The following is a 21731-nucleotide window of genomic DNA, read 5'->3' as shown; positions in this document are numbered from 1 at the left end:
CACGACAGCAAAAACGCTTTGGAACCCCAAAGCGTTGCGTTCAGTTATACCGATTCATCAAAGCGAGAAACGGTGTGTCTATGAAGTCCGTCGCTACATCGACAGACGCATTGAGTACGTGTTGCAGACTTCCTTGTTCCGCCTTCGAAAAATTCATTAACACCCAGTCGATGACTTGGATGGGTGCCGGTGGTCGACCGACGCCGAGCTTAAGGCGCTTGATCTCCTGCGTCCCGAGGTGCTGGATCAACGACTTGACGCCATTATGACCGCCTGCACTTCCTTTTGAACGCAAGCGTAATTTCTCAAGCGGTAAATCCAGATCATCATAGATGACGAGCACATCCTCGACTGCGATCTTGTAGAAATCAAGCAATGGTCGTACTGCTTCGCCTGATAAGTTCATATACGTCAATGGCTTAACGAGCACAACACGCTCTCCGTTTATCATTCCCGTTCCGAAGAGGGCTTTAAACTTCGATTCTGAAAGCGCGATTCCGTGTTTCTCCGCTAAGGCATCAATCGCAAGAAAACCGATGTTATGGCGTGTATTGGCATACTTCGCTCCGGGATTCCCTAATCCGACGATACATTTCATATCGATTCCTCATTTCTGTTTAAAAAAGTAAACGAACAAGGGTCCGATTTCAATAAACCGGACCACGTCGTTCGTATGCATCAAGCAATCAGCTGAAGAGCGGGCTGATTGATTTCTGTTCGTGTACACGGATGATTGCTTCTGCAAGCAAGCGTGCCACAGAGATTTGTTTGATTTTGCTTGCACATTCGCGTTGCGTTAAGTCGATTGTGTTCAAGACGACGAGTTCTTCGATCGCTGAGTTCTCGATCCGTTCCATTGCTGGACCTGAAAGAACAGGGTGTGTACAACATGCATAGACTTGTTTCGCTCCGTTTTCGATCAAAGCGTTCGCTGCAAGTGTGATCGTACCCGCTGTATCGATGATATCATCGATGATGATGGCAATCTTGCCATCGACTTGACCAACGATGTTCATGACTTCTGCGACGTTCGGTTTCGGACGGCGTTTGTCGATGATCGCGATTGGTGCTTTTAATTGTTCTGCTAATTTACGTGCCCGTGTGACACCGCCATGGTCTGGAGAAACGATGACGAGTTCGTTTGGATCGATGTTCTTTTTCTCGAAGTATGAGGCGAGAAGCGGTACACCCATCAACTGATCTACTGGAATATCGAAGAACCCTTGGATTTGTGCTGCATGGAGATCCATCGTCACGACGCGTGTCGCCCCTGCTACTTCAAGCAAGTTTGCAACGAGCTTCGCCGTGATTGGCTCACGTGAACGTGCTTTGCGGTCTTGACGCGCATAACCGTAATACGGAATGACGACGTTGATTGTCCGTGCAGACGCCCGTTTCAGTGCATCGATCATGATGAGAAGTTCCATCAGGTTTTCGTTGACTGGTTGGCTTGTCGATTGAATGATGTAAATATCATCTCCTCGGACACTTTCTTCGATGTTCATCGAAATTTCGCCATCACTGAAGTGCTTGACTGAACTTTCGCTCACCGGGATTCCGATGACTTTAGCGATTTCCTCTGCCAGTGGTTTGTTCGAGTTGAGTGCGAAAATACGAATTTCATGTTCTAAGACAGTAGACATGTGTAGGTGGCCTCCATTTGTTTGGGTTTAGACGAGTAGAGCGACAAGTAATGAATTAACGATAATCAGGTTTCGTCGTTTGACGTTCCCGTGCGATCGCGAGACCGTTTTCCGGCACATCATCCGTGACGGTTGATCCGGCAGCAACAAGGGCGTTCTTGCCGACCGTGACCGGTGCAATCAAGTTGACGTTACAGCCGATAAAGGCATCGTCCTCAATGATCGTCTGGAATTTATTTTTTCCATCGTAGTTGACCGTGATTGATCCACAACCGAGATTGACGTTCTCTCCGATCGTCGCATCTCCGACATAGCTCAGGTGCGCTGATTTGCTACCTTCACCAAATGTTGATTTCTTGATCTCAACAAAGTTTCCAACGCGTGTATTCGCACCGAGAACCGCTTGCTGACGTAAATGCGCGAATGGACCGACTTGTGCCGCTGGACCAATCTTGCTATCCGTGACGACGGATTGACGAACAATGGCACCATCTGCCACTTCACTATTGCGAATATCCGAGTTCGGACCAATCGTACATTCTGAACCAATGACCGTGCGACCGAGTAATTGCGTTCCCGGATAAAGAACAGTATCTGAACCAATCGTGACGTCCGGTCCGATATACGTCGAAGACGGGTCAACGAATGTGACACCCTGACGCATCCAGTACTCGTTCGTCCGCTTACGCATCGATGTTTCCGCTTGCGCAAGTGCGACGCGATCGTTGACACCGATTGTCTCTTCGAACGTAGGTGCCGCATACGCTGCGATCGTTTCGCCTGCTGCTTTAGCAATCTCAATCACGTCTGGTAAGTAATACTCACCTTGCGCGTTATCGTTCTTGACCTGCTTCAGCGTTGCGAACAACATCTCGTTATCAAATACATACGTACCTGTATTGATTTCCCGAAGTGCAAGTTCTTCTGCATTCGCATCCTTGTGCTCGACGATTTTCGAGACGTTTCCATCTTCGCCACGCACGATTCGTCCGTAACCTGTCGGATCGTCAGCGAGTGCCGTCAAGACAGTCACTTTTGCGTTCGTATCCGTATGATGTTGTAACAATGAAGACAGTGTCTCGCTCGTCAAGAGTGGTGTATCGCCACAGACGACGAGTGTTGCTCCCTGTTCGTTCCCGAGTACGGGTTCTGCCATTTGAACAGCATGACCTGTGCCAAGCTGCTCACTTTGAAGTGCGTATTCCACCGATGTGCCAAGCACTTCTTTGACGGATTCCGCACCGTGACCGACGATGACGACCTGTCGCTTGACGCCGAGCGTCGCTAATTGATCGACGACGTGCTGTACCATAGGTTTCCCAGCGACTGGGTGAAGTACTTTGTAAAGCTTCGATTTCATCCGAGTTCCTTTACCCGCTGCTAGAATTACCGCGAAATGATTCATCCTTGTCGCTCCTCCACGTAAATTAGTGTTGATTTCGTTCTGAAATAGTACACTCGTTCCAACTATAACGAAAATGGCATCGTTATTCAATGATGGGACGAAGCGGAATCGAGGAAAAAGCGAGAAAAAAGACAGGTTTTCCCAAGAAGAGAAAACCTGTCTTTTTCTTATGCTTGATCTGTCGTTTGGGCAGAAGAGACTTCGTAACCGACGCCATCTTCTTGATCCTCACGTGCCGCATAGGCTTCGAGTACTGAATCTTCGACCTTTTTTCGCATTAATGCATTGATTGGATGAGCGACATCCCGGAAGATACCTTCTTGCGTTCGTTTGCTTGGCATGGCGACGAAGAGACCACTGTTCCCTTCGATCACACGCAAATCATGTACCACGAATTCGTGGTCGAGCGTAATAGAGGCAAGTGCTTTCATTCGACCCTCTGCCACGACGCGACGAATTTTAACGTCCGTAACGTTCATTTTGTCCGCACCCCTTTAACCGTTGTCACAACTCTTCGTTGTCTACTTCTACTTACGGCTTAAAACAAACAAAGGTTTAGTCTTTCCCAATCTTTTTACGCATAATTTCCAAAAGTTTGATAATTACAGTATAGTTACAATCCATGCGGCTGTCAATTTCAGGTAGTCTCAGCTTCTGAGAAATAGTGGTCGACGTTTCCACGCTTGACTTGGATTTGACCAAGATCGACGTCGACGTCCGCTAATTTCATTAAGCTGACGTATTCATTGACCATCTTCTTCTCGGCACCCTCTGCCTCAATCAAGACACCAACGCCTGCGACCTTGGCTTCGAACTCGCTCAAGAGACTCATCATTCCGCGAATCGTTCCGCCGGCTTTCATGAAGTCATCAATCAATAAGACGTTCGCCCCACGTGGTAAGCTCCGACGCGCGAGTGCCATCGTCCGAATCGCTTTTGAAGAACCTGAGACATAATTGATACTGACCGTTGAACCTTCTGTCACGCGACTATCCGAACGCACGATGACGAACGGCACACCAAGTTGCTCAGCGACCGCATAAGCAAGTGGAATCCCTTTCGTCGCGATTGTCATGACGACATCGACTTTCTTTTGGCTAAAGACAGATGCAAACACTTGCCCCATTTGTTTGACCATCTTCGGATCCCCGAGTAAGTCCGTCAAATAGAGATATCCCCCAGGTAACAGTCGATCTGGACGTGCGACACGTTCACATAGATCGTCGATGAACGGTAACGCCTTCTTACTGCTCCACGTTGGGATGAACATGACGCCACCCGCAGCACCTGGTACCGTGACGAGACGACCTGTTCCCTCATGTTCTAACATCTCGCTGACGATATCTAAATCTTCACTGATCGACGATTTCGCCGATTTATAGCGTTCTGCAAAAATCGTCAATGAGACGAGATGATGGGGATGGTCAAGCAAGTATCGCGTCATGTCGACCAAGCGACCACTTCTCCGAATTTTCATTTGTTTTGTTCCACCTCTCCGTAATTCCGAATATTCAATAGTGAATATATCATTTTCATACGGATATTATCAATGGTTTTCGCCTAAAAGACGAACGACGTAGACTTCATTACAAAAGCCGCGTAATCCATTATAGAGACGTTGTGCCCGATTCTCGTGCTCCGTCAAAGCAAAGACGGTCGGACCACTTCCGCTCATTAAGACACCTTCTGCGCCACAACTCGCCATGAATTCCTTGATTTGCTCGACTTCTGGGTACATCGGCAACGTGACCGATTCGAGAACATTTCCGAGTGATTGGCAGATCGCTTGGAAATCTTGGTCTTTCACCGCATCGATCATCGCTTCGACGTTCGGACGTTTTGCCGTGTTCAAGTCGAGGGCACCATAGACGTCAGCCGTCGAGACACCGATCGTCGGTTTAGCAAGAACGACCCAGCAGGGGGGTGGTGAGACAAGTTTTTCTAGCTTCTCTCCGCGACCCGTTGCAATCGCCGTTCCTCCCATGACACAAAATGGGACGTCAGAGCCAACCGCTGCCCCGACTTCCGCCAACTCTTCCAGCGTCAAGCCAAGTTGCCATAACTCGTTCAAACCACGTAATGTCGCTGCTGCATCACTAGAACCACCTGCAAGTCCCGCTGCGACCGGGATGTGTTTTTCTAAGAAGATTTCGACCCCTGTCTTGACGTCGTATTTTTCTTTTAAGATCGCTGCTGCTTTATACGCAAGATTACGTTCGTCGTTCGGAACGTAAGCATGCTGGGCATTCATTCGAATTTCTCCTGACGGCAGCTCCGTCAATTCTAGACGGTCTGCCAAATCGACTGTCGTCATCACCATATGTACATCGTGATAGCCGTCCGGGCGCTTTGCCGTCGCATCCAGGACTAGGTTGATCTTGGCCGGAGCCTTTACAATAATCGTCATCGTGCCGTTCCTCCTCTAGTTCGTTTCCTGTAGGAATTGTATCAACCTTTCCACAAAAAAAGAAGCGAACATTTTGTCCGCTTCGGAAGGTAAGTTTACGAATTCGCAAATTCGATTTGTACGGAGTCTGTTAGCACGTCGGCGTAGCTATAAGAAACTCGCTCGACATTGTGGCGCTCTGCGTCTAGCTTGACTACAAACACCGAAGGATACGTCTCAACGAGCGTTCCGATTCGGGTTACGACCTTTTTACGACCGCCGCTTGCTTTTAGCGTCAGTCTTTCACCAACATGTGTTTCGAAAACATGTCTGATTTCGTTCAACGTCTTTGGCATACGCTTCACCTCACTAATATTTATTATAGCATATTAAATAAATATTAGAAAGGGGAAATATTATATCTGTTCTAATCGTATCCGTCAACGTTTTTTAATTGGCAAAAGTGCATCCGCTAACTGTGCGAATTCCTGCAGGCTGAGCGTTTCTCCGCGACGACGTGGTTCGATTCCAGCTTCCAACAATGCCGCTTCGACCGCCGCCTTTTCCGTCTTCCCGAAGTGTGTCGTCAAGTTGTTCAAAATCGTTTTCCGGCGTTGTGCAAAACTTGCTCGGACGATTTCGAAGAAGAGTGCCTCATCCTGTGTCTGTACCGCCGGCTCTTTTCGAATGTTCAAACGGATGACTGCTGAATCGACATTTGGTGCCGGAATGAAGACTTGCTTTGGAACCGTGAAGCAGACTTCAGCTTCCGCATAATACTGAATCGCGATCGATAGAGAACCGTATGCTTTCGTGCCCGGTTTTGCACCAATTCGTTCAGCGACTTCCTTTTGAATCATCATGACGAGCGTCCGAAACGGTGCTTTCGCTTCGAGAATCCGCATGATGATCGGTGTCGTGACGTAATACGGGAGGTTCGCGACGACGGCAATGTCAGTGATGCCTTCTTGCGTGAACTCTTCTGCGACGATCGTCGAAAGATCAAGTTCAAGAGCATCGCCGTGAATGACCTTCGTATGAGGATACGGTGAAAGTGTATCGTCAAGAATCGGTAGCAACCGCTGATCGATTTCAAGAGCGACGACTTTTTTCGCCTGTTTCGCCGATTGTTCCGTCAATGAGCCGATTCCTGGTCCGATCTCGAGTACTCCGCTTTCAGGCGTTAATCCAGCTGCCCCGACGATGTTTCCTAATACGTTTAAATCGATTAAAAAGTTTTGTCCCAACGATTTTTTAAACGAAAAGCCATGTTTCGCTAAAATTTCTTTCGTCCGGTGCAATGTAGCAATGTCTTTCAAACTTCTTCCTCCTCTAATTGTTTCAATGCCGCTTCCCATTCCGCCCGCGTGATTCGGATCGATGCGACGCGTTTGACGAGTTGTTTTGCATTCGGTTCACCAATCGCAAGAATCTGACCGAGACGACGACGACGGATCGAGGCTGCTGGTCCACCAATCAAATCGGCTGCTAGAATCATCTCACGTGTCACTTCGGCAACCGGTGCTTCTTCCGTCTCATAGACAGCAGCGAGCGCCTCTTCGATTGCGGCAGGTGAGGCATGCTCCACACCAATTTTCCCTCGCTTATCTTTTGCTTGGGCACGAGGAAGATAGGCGTGTTTACAGCCTGGTACGCGTTCATTGATTCGGGCACGGATACGATCTCCTGGAAAATCAGGGTCCGTGAAGATGATGACACCGCGTCGTTCCAGTGCCTTCTCGATGCGTTGCATCGTTTGTTCATTAACGGCTGAACCGTTCGTTTCAATTGTATCGACATCAAAGACTTCTTGTAATCGTGTCGTATCATCCCGTCCTTCGACGACTATGACTTCTTTTAAGCGTTTCCGCATGATCTCTCCACCTTCTTCAAACACTCTCGTAATTGTACCTGTTTCCACGAAAAAAACAAGGAAGCGTCACGTGTCCGCTTCCGTTGCACTAGGAATGACCCAGACTTGCAGTTGTTTTCGACCGAACGTCTTCGCTTTTTGTTCTCCGTCGACCAAGACATCGATCTTATTTCCTTTGATGGCTCCACCGGTATCGAGGGCGATCGCAAGACCCACTCCTTCGACGTAGACCTTCGTTCCAAGCGGAATGACTTTCGGATCAACCGCGATGATCGGCATCCCTTGATAAGTAATCGTATCCGTCACGTCATACCCGGTCGCTGTCAAGGCACGTCCGTTGTACAAACGACTGCCGTTCGAAGCTGGATCGTTCGTATACGCCGTCGCTTCGACCATCAAACTCTTCGCACTCGAAAAATCAAGGTCCGCATCGGCTTTCGGTGTTTCAGTTAGTGGATTCGTCGCCTGCTCTTCGTTAAAGACGGGTGCTTCAGTAGGCGTCTCGATTGGTTTTGTTCCGACCTTGACGACTTGTTTGATAGGTGTCCGTGTCACTTGGTCATCAATCAGTTTCTTCTCTTTGCTAAGACCGTCAGCTAATGTCAATTGATACTTTTTCGTTCGGACACCTGGACGACCAGATGCCGTCACGAGTTGCTCGCCTTCCGGTAAGGTCGGATCCTCGACTTCTTCAATTTCAAACGGAACGAGCTGTTCTTGCGTCAACGTCGCACGACGTGTCGTGTTGACGGTAATCAACGTACCTTCCGTCACGCGGGTGTCGGGATCCGGAGCGACCCGGTCTTCTTTTTGCAAGCGGATTCCTTCTCGCGCTAACAATTCGCGGACGGACGTCTCATACGTGTAGATTTGTCGGGCTTTTCCACCGACGACGAGATCAACGGGAAAAGCTTCCCGGTACCGCACCGTCATGCCGTTCGTCAATACAGCATCAGAGGACGGATAGATATCATCGGTGTCTGCTTTCTTGATGCCGCGTTCTGCAAGCAAATCCTTCACTTGCCGTGCCTGCGTCCGAACCCGACGTGATTCACCATATCCCATGATCAGCGTGATTTCTTTTGCCCGCTGAATGACGATCAATCGTTTTTCCGGCAAGTCGGCACTAAGAGCCGGTTCAATCACATCATTGTCACGCGTCGTAATACCAGCTTCTTCGAGTGCTCCATAGACAGAGTCAGCTGTCGTTTCAATTTGCTGTTCTTGACCATCAATCAAGACAGTCACAGTCTGTGGATGATCCATCATCCCATAGACGAGTGCAGCCGCAAGTAGCAGGCTGCACCCGATCGTAACGAATGTCAACGAACGCATCATGGCAGACGGAAGACCCGTTTTGCATTTTCTGTCGTCGCCGCTTCCACATCGGCATACATCATGCCACGGAGCTGCGCAATCTCTTCAGCGACGAACCGGACGTAAGCTGGTTCGTTGCGTTTTCCGCGGTGCGGTGTCGGTGTCAGATACGGACAATCCGTCTCAACGAGTAAACGATCGAGCGGTACTTCCTGTGCGACACGCTTCGGCATCTTCGCATTCTTAAACGTCACGGGACCACCGAGTGAAATGTAGAAGTTCATCGCCAGGCATCGTGGTAGCAATTCAGCACTCATGCTGTAACTGTGCAGAATCCCCCCGACTTCTTTTGCATCCTCTTCTTCAAGAATTCGTAACGTATCTTCTGTCGCTTCCCGGTTATGGATGACGATTGGCTTCTTCTTCTGCTTCGCGAGACGGATCTGTTTACGGAAAGCTTCCTGCTGCACGTCCTTCGGTGACGTGTCCCAGTGATAGTCGAGCCCGATTTCTCCAAGCGCGACGACTTTTTCATGGTCCATCAACCGTTCGACCTTTTGATAAGCTTCCTCATCAAAATCAATCGAGTCGACAGGATGCCAGCCGATGACCGCATAGAGATCGTCATACGCTTCGACGAGCTCCATCGCGCGATCAATCGTCTTATGATCAAATCCTACGACGATCATCGGTGAGACGCCGTTCGCGCGTGCCCGCTCGATCGTCTCGTGGACGTCATCCGCAAATTGGTCTGCATTCAAGTGAGTATGTGTATCGATTAACATAGCTATTCGACTCCTTCTTTAAAAAAATGCCTGTGACATGAAGTCCACAGGCATCGGTTTTATTTTACGCTTGCGCCGTTCGCCATCGTTGACGGGACCGTCGCCAGTTCAAGTTTTCCTGCTTTTTCAGCAGCAAGGACCATTCCTTGTGAGAGTTCGCCACGTAACGTGACCGGTTTCAAGTTCGCCACGACGATGACTTTTCGTCCGACTAAATCTTCCGGCTCATACCACTGAGCGATACCGGAGACGATTTGGCGTGTTTCATTCCCCATATCGACTTGTAGCTTCAATAGTTTTTTCGCCTTTTTGATTTTCTCAGCCGTCACGACTTCACCAACACGTAATTCGATTTGGTCAAAGACATCGATCGTCGTTTCCGGACGGACATCTTCATCCGCCTCTTCGACTTCCTCTTCCTCAACACGTGCTGCAGAAGCTTGACGCATCATGTCGACGATTGCTTCGACTTCTTCTTTGACGTCGAGACGTGGGAAAATCGGTGTCGCTGTTCCAACTTTTGTTCCTGGTGTGATGTCTGCGAACTTCTCGAGCGCCGCCCAGTCCATCGCTTGTCCAGAGAGACCAAGTTGCGCGAAGATCTCTTTTGGTGAACGCGTCATGAACGGTTGCAACATGATCGCCACGTGACGTAAGACGCCGACGAGATGCACCATGACTGAACCGAGTTCCGCCGTTTTGGATTCGTCTTTTGCAAGCACCCACGGTTGTGTCTCATCAATGTATTTATTGGCACGGCTGATCAATTGCCAAATGTTCGATAGCACGACAGAGAATTCCATGTGTTCCATCGATGCTTCGACTTTCGTGACCGTTTCTTTTGCAAGATCCGACAGTGTCGCATCAAACGGTGTCACATTACCTGTATAGGCTGGGATCTCACCGTCAAAGTATTTCGTGACCATCGCGATCGTCCGGTTGAGTAAGTTCCCGAGGTCGTTCGCTAAATCGTAGTTCATCCGCTCAACGAATGCTTCAGGTGTGAACATACCGTCCGAACCGAATGGCACTTCCCGTAAGAGGTAGTAACGAAGGGCATCGAGACCGTAACGATCCGTCAACGGAATCGGATCGACGACGTTTCCTTTTGATTTCGACATTTTTCCGTCTTTCATCAATAACCAACCATGTGCGAAGACTTTCTTCGGTAATGGGAGGTCAAGCGCCATCAAGAGTGCCGGCCAGATAATCGTGTGGAAACGAACGATTTCTTTTCCGACGAGATGAACATCTGCTGGCCAGTACTTATCGAAGTTACCATGATCATCCGTACCATAACCGAGTGACGAGATATAGTTCGTCAACGCATCGATCCAGACGTAGACGACGTGCTTCGGATTCGACGGGACTTGTACACCCCAGTTGAATGTCGTCCGTGAGACCGCTAAGTCTTGAAGACCTGGTTTAATGAAGTTATTGATCATTTCGTGTTTACGTGATTCTGGCAAGATGAATGACGGATTCGCTTCAAAGTACTCAAGTAGACGGTCCGCGTACTTGCTGATCCGGAAGAAGTAACATTCTTCGCGAACGAGTTCGACCGGGTGTCCACTGTCAGGGCTCTTCCCGTCGACGAGTTGTGATTCGGTATAGTACGTCTCATCCGGAATCGAATACCAACCTTCGTATTCACCTAAATAGATATCGCCTGATTCAAGAAGTGTTTCGAACACTTTTTCGACGACTTTCTTGTGACGTGGTTCTGTCGTCCGGATATAATCATCGTACGAGATGTCGAGACGATCCCATAAGACTTTAATCTGCTCGACGACACCGTCGACGAATGCCTGTTCCGAGATCCCTGCTTCTGCTGCTTTTTCCTGGATCTTTTGACCGTGCTCATCGCTACCTGTCAAATACCGGACGTCGAATCCTTGAAGTCGTTTGTACCGTGCCATCGCATCTCCAGCCACCGTCGTGTACGCGTGACCGATATGTAGTTTTGCACTTGGATAATAAATCGGGGTCGTGATATAAAATGTCTTTGCCATGTTATTCCTCCGTTCTCTGATTTCCATCTTCATTATAGGCTATTATACGCTGTTACGGGACTGATGTCGAAACTCACTTTTTGTCGAATCGAAACATTTTTTGACATCAGACATCAAATTACAAAAAAACACACTCTATAGTTTCATTTCCTTTAAAAAGGGAAAATGCATTAATAAATCGTTTCAAATATGGTGTTTTTGAGAAATAAATGACATTTTGATTTCAAACTATTCAGATTGGTTGACTACTTTTGGAAAGTCTAGTATTCTACATTCTATAGAAACGATGTCGAATTTTGACGATTTTTCAAAAGAAAAAGAGATCCATGACATCAAAGGAGGAACAACAAAATGAAATCAACAGGTATTGTACGTAAAGTAGACGAGCTCGGTCGTGTCGTAATTCCAATCGAATTACGCCGTACACTTCAAATCGCAGAAAAGGATGCCCTCGAGATCTATGTCGATAACGAACAGATCATCCTTAAAAAATATAAACCAAACATGACTTGCCAAGTCACAGGAGAAGTTTCAGAAGATAACTTCAAATTGGCTGATGGTAAATTGATTCTTTCACCAGATGGCGCACAACGCGTTCTCGTTGAATTAAAAGATTTCCTCGATCGTCACTACGCAAGCAACGAATAAACACAAAAGGAAGCTCCTGACGGGGCTTCCTTTTTTAATCTGCTTCGTGAAACGCGAGGTACAGTTCCTGACGGTCCAGTCCCCGTTCCTTTGCGACACGCTTCAACGCCGCATTCGGCTTTTCGCCTTCTTCGATGTACCGGCGGATTTGCTCGAGCGGATCACTGTCTTGGATGACAGCATCCGGTCGTTCTTCGTTTGATCCTTCGACAAGAACGACGAACTCGCCCCGAACGTCTTCTGCTGCCCAAGCGCGTAATTCACTCACGCTCCCCCGAATGTATTCTTCATACCGTTTCGTTAGTTCCCGAGCTAACGTCACGTGACGATCACCAAGTACTTCCTCGACCCCTTGTAACATCTCTTTCAAACGATGCGGTGCTTCATAAAAGACGAGCGTTCCTGTTTCGTATTTCAATTGCTCTAACGCTTCGCGACGCTCTTTTTTCTTCCGTGGCAAAAAGCCGTAATACAAAAAGCGTTCTGTCGAAAGACCAGACGCGACAAGAGCTGTTAACGCAGCGTTTGCACCCGGAAGAACGATGACAGGAATGTCTGCTGCAATCGCTTGACGAATCAAATCACTTCCCGGGTCCGAGATACCTGGCATGCCGGCATCGGAGACGAGAGCGATTTGTTTTCCTGCCTCTAAATCAGCGAGGAGTCGTTCTCCGCTCGTTTGTTTATTGTGTTCGTGGTAACTGACAAGCTTCGTCTCAATCGAAAAGTGCCGAAACAGTTTCATCGTCTGCCGGGTATCTTCTGCTGCGACGATATCGGATTCCTGTAAGATCCGGACGGCCCGATACGTCATGTCTTCTAAATTGCCGATTGGTGTCGGGACGATATAGAGACCGGCTCCTTGCTGTTGATAGCTACTCGTCGCTTTCATGAGGTTCCTCCTTGAATCAAACGTTCTTTTTGTGAACGTGTTAATTGTTTAATCGCATATTCCCGCTTCATTGCCTCTGACTTCGTTGCGAATATCTCCTGATGAACGAGGACGACCGGTAGACGGGCACGTGTATACTTCGCACCCTTACCTGCGTTATGTGTCGCGATGCGTTGCGTGACGTCTACCGCGTAACCCGTATAATACGTATCATCTTGGCAACGAACGATATAGACTGCATGCTCAGACATCGAACAGCTCCTTCATCTGAGCCGCATACGAGTTGTCCGCTTCATAGACGATGAATGGGGGAAGGACCTTTAGTCCAGGTTTTGCATCCTTGATCCCCTCGATCAAGAGCATGTTCGCTTCCTTCCCTGCTTTCGGATAAATCAGCTGCATCCGTTTCGGTTCCAAGCGATACGCCCGCATCAAGGTAACGATATCAAGCAGTCGTTCCGGTCGATGGACGAACGCTGCTTTCCCGCCTTGTTTCAACAAATCAGATGCACCTCGAATACAGTCTTCGAGTGTACAGAGGACTTCATGTCTTGCAATCGTATAATGTTCACTTTGGTTTTGGTTCGATGTCTCGTTTGCTAAAAAATAAGGAGGATTACAGGTGACAGCATCATAGATGCCGTATCCAAGACGCGTACCCGCCTCTTTGACGTCCCCTTCAATCATCTCAATCCGATTGTTCAGTTCATTCAAGTTGACGCTACGTCGTGCCATCTCCGCTAGTCGCGGTTGAATTTCAAGACCCGTGATCTGCCCTTTCGTCCGGTAGGATAAAAAGAGTGGAATCGCACCGTTTCCCGAACAGAGATCGGCAATCCGTCCCTGTTGAATCGGGACCCACGCAAATCGTGCGAGCAGTGCCGCGTCGAGTGAATACGAGAAGACGGATGGACTTTGAATGATTTTCCCTTCTTGTCCTAAGAGATAATCAAGTCGTTCGTCTGGTAATAGTTCAAACATGTCGTGCCTTCCTTTCCGAAAAAAAGACTGACTCATGTAGAAGTCAGCCTCTCAATGTTTCGTTAACATGGATAAGCAAAAGAGGCAATCGCCGTCTTTTCGTACTTGTCCATAATGCAAGTTACAGATGTGGAACCCTTCCTGGTACAATCGTCCGAGATTATCGTAGCCCGCACCGACGCCCGCTTCCGCTTCTTCCGCTTCCGTGACCGGCTGTTGTTCATCGCGTTCGACTTTTTCCCGAAGATGATGATTCTCCAGATACAGATGTTGGTTCTCTTCCATCATGTAAGCCAGCTGATCCTTTAACACGCTCAGATGCTCAGTCAGCAAATGAATCTGTTGCTCAATCGCATCGACACGCGTAATGATTTCTTTTTTATCGACTCTCTCCACGCGTATGCACCCCGTTATTCTTTTGGTCGTTTTGGTTTTACGGCACCAACGGATAATAGTTCTTCCATCGAATACGTCAAGACGCGGGAACGATCCTTCAGTTCGATTTGAACGACTTGATCGAGGATGTTCAAGCCAACGACGCGTCCTTCGCCTTCAGGTACCGTCAAACGTTTTCCGTAGTCCGGCAAATCACGGCGCATCTCTTCATACGTATCGTTCTCATATTTCAAGCAGCACATCAAACGACCACATACTCCTGAAATCTTCGTCGGATTCAACGACAGGTTTTGATCTTTTGCCATCTTGATCGAGACCGGTTCGAACTCACCAAGGAAAGATGAACAACATAAGACACGACCACACGGACCGATGCCTCCAAGTAACTTCGCTTCATCCCGAACACCGATTTGACGGAGTTCGATGCGTGTCCGGAAGACAGCCGCTAAATCTTTGACGAGCTCACGGAAATCGACACGTCCTTCTGCCGTGAAGTAGAAGATGACCTTATTGCGGTCAAACGTGTACTCGACATCGACCAATTTCATATCGAGTTTATGTTCACGGATTTTTTCGACACATACCGCATGCGCATCAAGCGCTGCGACTTTATTTTCGCGGACGATCATTGCATCCTTATCGTCAGCAATTCGAAGAATGGATTTCAGTGGCAACACCACATCTTCTTCGTCCATTTGTTTATCGGCGATGACCACTTCGCCATATTCAATGCCCCGTACCGTCTCAACGATGACTGCTTGTCCTCGTGATAATGACTCTTGTCCAGGTGCAAAATAATAAATTTTGCCCGCTTCTTTAAAGCGAACGCCTACTACTTCTAGCATGTCGCTCTACCCTTTCTGTAAGTCAAACATGAGACGCTCAACTGTTAATTGGGGATTAACATTCGCTTCGACCCGTCGGACTGCAGCAAGCACAGCTTGCAACCAGCGGGTGATCGTCGTCTGGCTCTTAGACCCCATCTGTTCAAGGTGGGGTTTACTATTCGTATAGGTCATACCTTCCCACGCCGGATTCAGTTTCAGACGTAAGACATCCTCGAAGAAACAGGTGACGAGTTCAAGACCGATTCGGACATCCTGACGGTTCTTGAATTGTCCCATCCATTTCTCTTGTACGAACAGCGGTAAATCAGCCGGACGATTCGCTAATTCCTCCATCAATTGTAACACTGACGCTCGCGCATTTACAAACCAGTCTTCGAGTAATGCTTCTTCCGCATCCTCGACTTTTGGATAGACACGCGCTGCCAGTTGCGTCAACTCGTGGTCCCGTCCCGTTTTTTCAGATAAAACCTCGCCAATCATTTGACGATCCGCTGGGCGAAAACTTAATAACTGTCCCCGCGATCGAATCGTCGGTAAAAGGAGTTGAGGTTGATTCGTCAACAATAAGGCTACTTTTCCTTCTCCTGGTTCCTCAAAGAACTTCAGCAAACTGTTCGCTGCCTGCGGAGTCATCTTATGGGACTGGGTAATGACATAAATCTGACGATCGCCTTCGAGTCCTCGGAGTGAGAGATCATGCATCAATTGTTGAATCTGTTCTTTTTTGATGGTCGCGCCATCTGGTTCGATTTCATAATAATCGACCAAGTTGCCACTTTCCATCCGCCGACAGCTACGACAGACACCACACGGTTCTACATCGACCGGTGCCTCACAAAAAAGGCTTTTCGCGAACAAGTGAGCCGCTTCAAGTAGAAGCGGCTCATAGTCTCCGGTGAAGATATAAGCGTGATTGATTCGATCGTTCCGTAACGAATTTTGAAGAATCGTCGAAATGACCGATTGTGTCTGTTCCAGTTCATGAAACGTCTGCATCAGAATTGATGAAACCCTTCGATTGGCAAGACGAAGACCGTTGCCCCGCCTACCTGGACTTCAACGGGATACGGGATATAAGAATCGGCATGACCACCCATTGGTGAGATTGGAGAGACCATCTGTTCGCGGCTCGAACAGTTCTTTTTGATCAATCGTAACAAATCATCGAGACGCTCACTCTGTACACCAATCATGAACGTCGTGTTCCCTTCTTTAAGAAAACCACCTGTCGTTGCCAGTTTCGTTGCTCGGAAATCATGCTCGACAAGTGCTTCCGCCAAACGTAAGCTATCTTTATCTTGAACGATCGTAATGACCATTTTCATGAGAATCTCTCCTTTTCTTCTAAATACGTAATGACATCTTCCACTAAGTCCTGATGAATCGCTTCAATCGACCGATTGGCTTGTACGATCTGTACCCGTTCTGGATCCGACGCCGCAATCTGCTGAAAACCATCATAGACGCGGGCACGAAACGCATCATCTCGTTGCTCGATTCGATCAAGTGCTCCCCGATCCATCATTCGTTTTTTAGAATCTTTTACCGTTAAATCAAACAAATACGTCCGGTCTGGCGCCAACCCGCCTGTTGCAGAATCATTGATTTGACGCACGAGATCAATCGGATGTCCAAGACCATATCCTTGATACGCAAGTGACGCATCGACGAATCGGTCACATAAGACGATTGTGCCTGCCTCTAACGCCGGTCGAATCAATTCCTCGACATGCTGGGCACGAGACGCTGCATACAGCAGAATTTCCGTCATCTCTTTCATCTCTTCAAAATCAGGATTCAAAATCAACGAACGAATTTCGTTTCCAACGCGTGTGCCACCTGGCTCGCGGGTCGTCATGACGTTATAGCCCTTTTCTTTTAACACATCGCCAAGCAATTGTAGTTGTGTCGTTTTACCGGCACCATCCGGTCCTTCGACAGTAATGAACGTACCTTTCATTCTTCAAACCCTTCCTCTATGACGCGTAACGCTCCTCGTTGCAATTGTTCGCCTCCTTGCAAATGAACGGCTACGGTTTGATAATGTCGTAAACGTAATACCTGTTCCGCCGTAATACGTTCTCCTCTGACGATCAACGGAATGCCTGGCGGGTACGGAATAATCGTTTCGAGTGAAACATGACCGATACACTCATCCAGCTGACGGAACGTACCTGTTGCTTGTTCTAACTGTTCATAAGAACAAGATAAAGCAGATACCTGTATTTTACCCATAATTGGTTGCTCGATATACCTTTTCAAAGGAATTCCTTCTGATTTCATCATTTGAATGGCTCGTTCGACACGATGGACCCAGTCATTCTGCTCAGACTTTGCTAGCGGACGAAGTGGCAAAATACAGACGACGTGATCTCCTAGAGCAAATTCCGCATCGAGTTGAACAGCTCGTAACGCGTGCAGCAACGCATCTCCTGAATATCCCTCATACGTTAATGTCATCCGTGACCAATCATCGAAGCGAAGGACCGTCATATGATCGAACCGTTGAAGTGCTTCGATGAATGCATCATGACTAGCCTGAATATCTGACATACCTTTAACTGTCCATTGTTCACGATAGGAACGCGCATAGTCTAATGAAGCCAGAAGTAAATATGAAGGACTTGAGGTCTGAAACGCTTGAAGCGCTCGCTGTAACTTCCTTCTCGTCTTTTCTGAAAATCGCTCGTGCATCCATGCTCCCATCGTTAGTGCGGGAAGCGTTTTATGGGCAGATTGAACGACCGCGGTTGCTCCTAATTCAAATGCTGAGCGCACACCAAATGCTTCACCGAAGTGTGCACCGTGTGCTTCATCCACTAATAAAGGGAGTTCATGCGACGCTGTGAGCTGAACGAGTGACATGATATCAGCTGCTTCCCCGTAATAGGTCGGTGAAGTGATAAACACGCCAACTCCTCCTGGATATTTCGTAAACGCTTCCTTTAATGTTTCACGTGAAACATGGCCACTAATTCCCGTTTCCTCATGAATATCTGGTTCAAGAAAGATCGGTTCGATGCCTAGCCATTCTAACGCATTGAACACGGATTTATGCGAGTTACGCTGTACATAAACACGCTCTCCTCTTGTTGCTATAGCGGCAAGCATCGCCCAATTCCCAACAGTCGAACCATTCACAAGGAAATGACTCGCTTTTGCATCATAGACTTTTCGCAACAAAGCTATCGCGTCTGCAATGACCTCTTCCGGATGATGAAAATCATCTAGACCAGGTAATTCTGTGACGTCCCATTTAAAAAAGTCAGGAAGCGGTGTTAATGTCCCATTCTTATGTCCAGGAACATGCCATGAGATGGGCGTTCGATCTAAGTGACGTTGAAGTGCATGTACAATAGGAAGTTCGTGTTTCATGAAAAAACTCCTTTTCCTCTAAAATGATTACACAAAAAGACCGACCTGCAATCTGCAGATCGGTCAAGTGCCTGGCAACGTCCTATCCTCACAGGGGGAAGCCCCCAACTACTTTCGGCGTTCAAGTGCTTAACTTCCGTGTTCGGCATGGGAACGGGTGTGACCACTTGGCTATCGTCACCAGACGACGGGCTCGCGCCCTCAAAACTGAAGTCATCAACAAGCATCTGCTAGAACAAGGCCTCGACCGATTAGTATCACTCAGCTCCACATGTCGCCATGCTTCCACCCGTGACCTATCTACCTCATCGTCTCTGAGGGGTCTTTCTTGATTACTCAAAGGGAAATCTCATCTTGGAGGGGGCTTCATGCTTAGATGCTTTCAGCATTTATCCCGTCCGCACGTAGCTACCCAGCGATGCTCCTGGCGGAACAACTGGTACACCAGCGGTGCGTCCATCCCGGTCCTCTCGTACTAAGGACAGCTCTCCTCAAATTTCCTGCGCCCACGACGGATAGGGACCGAACTGTCTCACGACGTTCTGAACCCAGCTCGCGTACCGCTTTAATGGGCGAACAGCCCAACCCTTGGGACCTACTCCAGCCCCAGGATGCGATGAGCCGACATCGAGGTGCCAAACCTCCCCGTCGATGTGGACTCTTGGGGGAGATCAGCCTGTTATCCCCAGGGTAGCTTTTATCCGTTGAGCGATGGCCCTTCCATGCGGAACCACCGGATCACTAAGCCCGACTTTCGTCCCTGCTCGACTTGTAGGTCTCGCAGTCAAGCTCCCTTCTGCCTTTGCGCTCTACGAATGATTTCCAACCATTCTGAGGGAACCTTTGGGCGCCTCCGTTACTGTTTAGGAGGCGACCGCCCCAGTCAAACTACCCGCCTGACACGGTCCTCCAGCCGGATCACGGCTGCGAGTTAGAGACTCTATGCATGAAGGGCGGTATCCCAAGGGTGACTCCTCCGAAGCTGGCGCTCCGGGCTCGACGTCTCCCGCCTATCCTGTACATCATGCACAAAGCCTCAATATCAGGCTGTAGTAAAGCTCCATGGGGTCTTTCCGTCCTGTCGCGGGTAACCTGCATCTTCACAGGTACTATGATTTCACCGGGTCTCTCGTTGAGACAGTGCCCAAATCGTTACGCCTTTCGTGCGGGTCGGAACTTACCCGACAAGGAATTTCGCTACCTTAGGACCGTTATAGTTACGGCCGCCGTTTACTGGGGCTTCGGTTCAAAGCTTCGCTTGCGCTAACCCATCCCCTTAACCTTCCAGCACCGGGCAGGCGTCAGCCCCTATACGTCATCTTGCGATTTAGCAGAGACCTGTGTTTTTGCTAAACAGTCGTTTGGGCCTATTCACTGCGGCTCTACTCATGTAGAGCGTCCCTTCTCCCGAAGTTACGGGACCATTTTGCCGAGTTCCTTAACGAGAGTTATCCCGCGCGTCTTAGAATTCTCATCTCGCCTACCTGTGTCGGTTTACGGTACTGGCGCCTTCCCCCTCACTAGAGGCTTTTCTTGGCAGTGTGAAATCGTGACCTACGTCCCTACGGGACTCCGCATCGTTCCTTGACTTTGGTGCCTGACGGATTTGCCAATCAGACGGTCTTGAAACTTGCACATGCACTTCCATCCGCATGCGTCACTATCCTCCTGCGTCCCCCCATTGTTCAAACGGTGGATCGGCGGTACAGGAATATCAACCTGTTATCCATCGCCTACGCCTTTCGGCCTCGGCTTAGGTCCAGACTAACCCTGAGCGGACGAGCCTTCCTCAGGAAACCTTGGGCTTTCGACGGAGGGGATTCTCACCCCTCTTTTCGCTACTCACACCGGCATTCTCACTTCCAAACGCTCCACTGCTCCTTCCGGTACAGCTTCACAGCGGTTTGGAACGCTCCCCTACCATTCCTTACGGAATCCGCAGCTTCGGTGGTATGTTTAGCCCCGTTACATTTTCGGCGCGGCGCCACTCGACTAGTGAGCTATTACGCACTCTTTGAATGGTGGCTGCTTCTAAGCCAACATCCTAGCTGTCTAGGCAGCGCCACATCCTTTTCCACTTAACATACACTTTGGGACCTTAGCTGGCGGTCTGGGCTGTTTCCCTCTTGACTACGGATCTTATCACTCGCAGTCTGACTCCCGAGTATAAGTTGCTGGCATTCGGAGTTTAACTGAATTCGGTAACCCTGTGGGGGCCCCTAGTCCAATCAGTGCTCTACCTCCAGAACTCTCAACCTCGAGGCTAGCCCTAAAGCTATTTCGGGGAGAACCAGCTATCTCCAGGTTCGATTGGCATTTCACCGCTACCCACACCTCATCCCCGCACTTTTCAACGTGCGTGGGTTCGGACCTCCAGTCAGTGTTACCTGACCTTCATCCTGGACATGGGTAGATCACCTGGTTTCGGGTCTACGACAACGCACTGAACGCCCTGTTCAGACTCGCTTTCGCTACGGCTCCGCCTCATCGGCTTAACCTCGCGCGTTATCGTAACTCGCCGGTTCATTCTACAAAAGGCACGCCATCACCCGTTAACGGGCTCTGACTACTTGTAGGCATACGGTTTCAGGATCTATTTCACTCCCCTTCCGGGGTGCTTTTCACCTTTCCCTCACGGTACTGGTTCACTATCGGTCACTAGGGAGTATTTAGCCTTGGGAGATGGTCCTCCCGGATTCCGACGGGGTTTCACGTGTCCCGCCGTACTCAGGATCCACTCTGGAGGGAAAACAGTTTCAGCTACAGGGCTGTCACCTTCTTCGGCCGACCTTTCCAGGTCCTTCACCTACTGTCTTCCTTTTTGACTCCGTATAGAGTGTCCTACAACCCCGAAGAGCATGCTCTTCGGTTTGGGCTGTTCCCGTTTCGCTCGCCGCTACTCAGGGAATCGCATTTGCTTTCTCTTCCTCCGGGTACTTAGATGTTTCAGTTCCCCGGGTCTGCCTCACGCTACGCTATGTATTCACGTAACATGTCCCATCCCATTACGGATGGTGGGTTCCCCCATTCGGAAATCTTCGGATCAAAGCATACTTACTGCTCCCCGAAGCATATCGCTGTTCGTCGCGTCCTTCATCGGCTCCTAGTGCCAAGGCATCCACCGTACGCCCTTCATACCTTGATCTAGCGTTGGTATTCTAAGAACACAC

At 48.9% G+C, this 21731-nt stretch carries 22 protein-coding genes and 2 rRNA genes; 1 reads left to right on the top strand and 23 read right to left on the bottom strand.

The window, feature by feature from the left end:
* Positions 1-40 precede the first annotated feature (40 nt).
* The 12 genes from pth to metG form a co-directional block, all read right to left on the bottom strand.
* Positions 41-598: an aminoacyl-tRNA hydrolase gene (gene pth / locus L985_RS00340; protein WP_029343055.1), complete on the bottom strand. Its 558-nt coding sequence runs from the start codon at positions 596-598 to the stop codon at positions 41-43.
* An 88-nt stretch (positions 599-686) separates the two neighbouring features.
* Positions 687-1643 (bottom strand): ribose-phosphate diphosphokinase, encoded by a 957-nt coding sequence (locus L985_RS00335; RefSeq protein ID WP_012368955.1) that lies wholly within the window; start codon positions 1641-1643, stop codon positions 687-689.
* 55 nt (positions 1644-1698) lie between these two features.
* The gene (glmU, locus tag L985_RS00330; protein WP_047392689.1) at positions 1699-3048 is read right to left on the bottom strand and encodes a bifunctional UDP-N-acetylglucosamine diphosphorylase/glucosamine-1-phosphate N-acetyltransferase GlmU; all 1350 of its coding nucleotides are present in this window, start codon (positions 3046-3048) and stop codon (positions 1699-1701) included.
* Between the two features lie 167 nt (positions 3049-3215).
* On the bottom strand, positions 3216-3527 hold the full coding sequence (gene spoVG / locus L985_RS00325; RefSeq protein ID WP_029343053.1) for a septation regulator SpoVG: 312 nt from the start codon (positions 3525-3527) through the stop codon (positions 3216-3218).
* Between the two features lie 158 nt (positions 3528-3685).
* A complete protein-coding gene (gene purR / locus L985_RS00320) occupies positions 3686-4525 on the bottom strand; it encodes a pur operon repressor (protein ID WP_023466544.1) in 840 nt (279 codons plus the stop codon).
* Positions 4526-4594: 69 nt separating this feature from the next.
* A complete protein-coding gene (gene ispE, locus L985_RS00315; protein WP_047392707.1) occupies positions 4595-5455 on the bottom strand; it encodes a 4-(cytidine 5'-diphospho)-2-C-methyl-D-erythritol kinase in 861 nt (286 codons plus the stop codon).
* A gap of 95 nt (positions 5456-5550) precedes the next feature.
* Positions 5551-5790: a Veg family protein gene (locus L985_RS00310; RefSeq protein ID WP_012368950.1), complete on the bottom strand. Its 240-nt coding sequence runs from the start codon at positions 5788-5790 to the stop codon at positions 5551-5553.
* Between the two features lie 84 nt (positions 5791-5874).
* The gene (rsmA, locus tag L985_RS00305; protein ID WP_023466540.1) at positions 5875-6753 is read right to left on the bottom strand and encodes a 16S rRNA (adenine(1518)-N(6)/adenine(1519)-N(6))-dimethyltransferase RsmA; all 879 of its coding nucleotides are present in this window, start codon (positions 6751-6753) and stop codon (positions 5875-5877) included.
* On the bottom strand, positions 6750-7307 hold the full coding sequence (rnmV, locus tag L985_RS00300; RefSeq protein WP_023466539.1) for a ribonuclease M5: 558 nt from the start codon (positions 7305-7307) through the stop codon (positions 6750-6752). Before rnmV ends, rsmA begins: the two co-directional genes overlap by 4 nt.
* A gap of 66 nt (positions 7308-7373) precedes the next feature.
* Positions 7374-8645, bottom strand: coding sequence for a 3D domain-containing protein (locus L985_RS17220; RefSeq protein ID WP_047392709.1), 1272 nt, complete (start codon positions 8643-8645; stop codon positions 7374-7376).
* Positions 8642-9409 carry a TatD family hydrolase gene (locus tag L985_RS00290; RefSeq protein WP_023466535.1) on the bottom strand — a complete coding sequence of 256 codons (768 nt, stop codon included), beginning with the start codon at positions 9407-9409 and terminating at the stop codon, positions 8642-8644. The genes L985_RS17220 and L985_RS00290 overlap by 4 nt, the downstream gene beginning before the upstream one ends.
* Positions 9410-9468: 59 nt before the next feature.
* Positions 9469-11448 carry a methionine--tRNA ligase gene (gene metG / locus L985_RS00285; RefSeq protein ID WP_256375370.1) on the bottom strand — a complete coding sequence of 660 codons (1980 nt, stop codon included), beginning with the start codon at positions 11446-11448 and terminating at the stop codon, positions 9469-9471.
* A 324-nt stretch (positions 11449-11772) separates the two neighbouring features.
* On the opposite strand from metG, the gene L985_RS00280 reads away from it, so the two are divergent.
* Positions 11773-12069 (top strand): transition state genes transcriptional regulator AbrB, encoded by a 297-nt coding sequence (locus tag L985_RS00280; protein WP_023466531.1) that lies wholly within the window; start codon positions 11773-11775, stop codon positions 12067-12069.
* Between the two features lie 34 nt (positions 12070-12103).
* Here the strand turns inward: L985_RS00280 and rsmI are convergent, their stop codons facing one another.
* The 11 genes from rsmI to L985_RS00225 form a co-directional block, all read right to left on the bottom strand.
* Positions 12104-12961, bottom strand: coding sequence for a 16S rRNA (cytidine(1402)-2'-O)-methyltransferase (gene rsmI / locus L985_RS00275; protein WP_047392712.1), 858 nt, complete (start codon positions 12959-12961; stop codon positions 12104-12106).
* Positions 12958-13212, bottom strand: coding sequence for a GIY-YIG nuclease family protein (locus tag L985_RS00270; RefSeq protein WP_029343047.1), 255 nt, complete (start codon positions 13210-13212; stop codon positions 12958-12960). Before L985_RS00270 ends, rsmI begins: the two co-directional genes overlap by 4 nt.
* Complete coding sequence (locus L985_RS00265; RefSeq protein WP_029343046.1) at positions 13205-13942, bottom strand: tRNA1(Val) (adenine(37)-N6)-methyltransferase; 738 nt, start codon at positions 13940-13942, stop codon at positions 13205-13207. Before L985_RS00265 ends, L985_RS00270 begins: the two co-directional genes overlap by 8 nt.
* 51 nt (positions 13943-13993) lie before the next feature.
* Positions 13994-14344: a DNA replication initiation control protein YabA gene (gene yabA, locus L985_RS00260; protein WP_119182633.1), complete on the bottom strand. Its 351-nt coding sequence runs from the start codon at positions 14342-14344 to the stop codon at positions 13994-13996.
* Between the two features lie 8 nt (positions 14345-14352).
* Positions 14353-15183 (bottom strand): PSP1 domain-containing protein, encoded by an 831-nt coding sequence (locus L985_RS00255; RefSeq protein WP_029343044.1) that lies wholly within the window; start codon positions 15181-15183, stop codon positions 14353-14355.
* A 6-nt stretch (positions 15184-15189) separates the two neighbouring features.
* Positions 15190-16182, bottom strand: a complete 993-nt coding sequence (locus L985_RS00250) for a DNA polymerase (protein ID WP_029343043.1) — start codon at positions 16180-16182, stop codon at positions 15190-15192.
* On the bottom strand, positions 16182-16511 hold the full coding sequence (locus L985_RS00245; RefSeq protein WP_023466519.1) for a cyclic-di-AMP receptor: 330 nt from the start codon (positions 16509-16511) through the stop codon (positions 16182-16184). The genes L985_RS00250 and L985_RS00245 overlap by 1 nt, the downstream gene beginning before the upstream one ends.
* The gene (gene tmk, locus L985_RS00240) at positions 16508-17146 is read right to left on the bottom strand and encodes a dTMP kinase (protein WP_029343042.1); all 639 of its coding nucleotides are present in this window, start codon (positions 17144-17146) and stop codon (positions 16508-16510) included. The genes L985_RS00245 and tmk overlap by 4 nt, the downstream gene beginning before the upstream one ends.
* The gene (locus tag L985_RS00235) at positions 17143-18561 is read right to left on the bottom strand and encodes an aminotransferase class I/II-fold pyridoxal phosphate-dependent enzyme (RefSeq protein ID WP_029343041.1); all 1419 of its coding nucleotides are present in this window, start codon (positions 18559-18561) and stop codon (positions 17143-17145) included. The genes tmk and L985_RS00235 overlap by 4 nt, the downstream gene beginning before the upstream one ends.
* A 69-nt stretch (positions 18562-18630) precedes the next feature.
* Positions 18631-18746 (bottom strand): 5S ribosomal RNA (gene rrf / locus L985_RS00230).
* Positions 18747-18792: 46 nt separating this feature from the next.
* Positions 18793-21706: ribosomal RNA gene (locus L985_RS00225) — 23S ribosomal RNA — on the bottom strand.
* Positions 21707-21731: the final 25 nt, after the last annotated feature.

The sequence above is a fragment of the Exiguobacterium sp. ZWU0009 genome, assembly GCF_000798935.2.
In the GTDB taxonomy this organism is placed as follows: domain Bacteria; phylum Bacillota; class Bacilli; order Exiguobacteriales; family Exiguobacteriaceae; genus Exiguobacterium_A; species Exiguobacterium_A acetylicum.
This window is presented reverse-complemented; position numbering and strand designations above follow the sequence as displayed.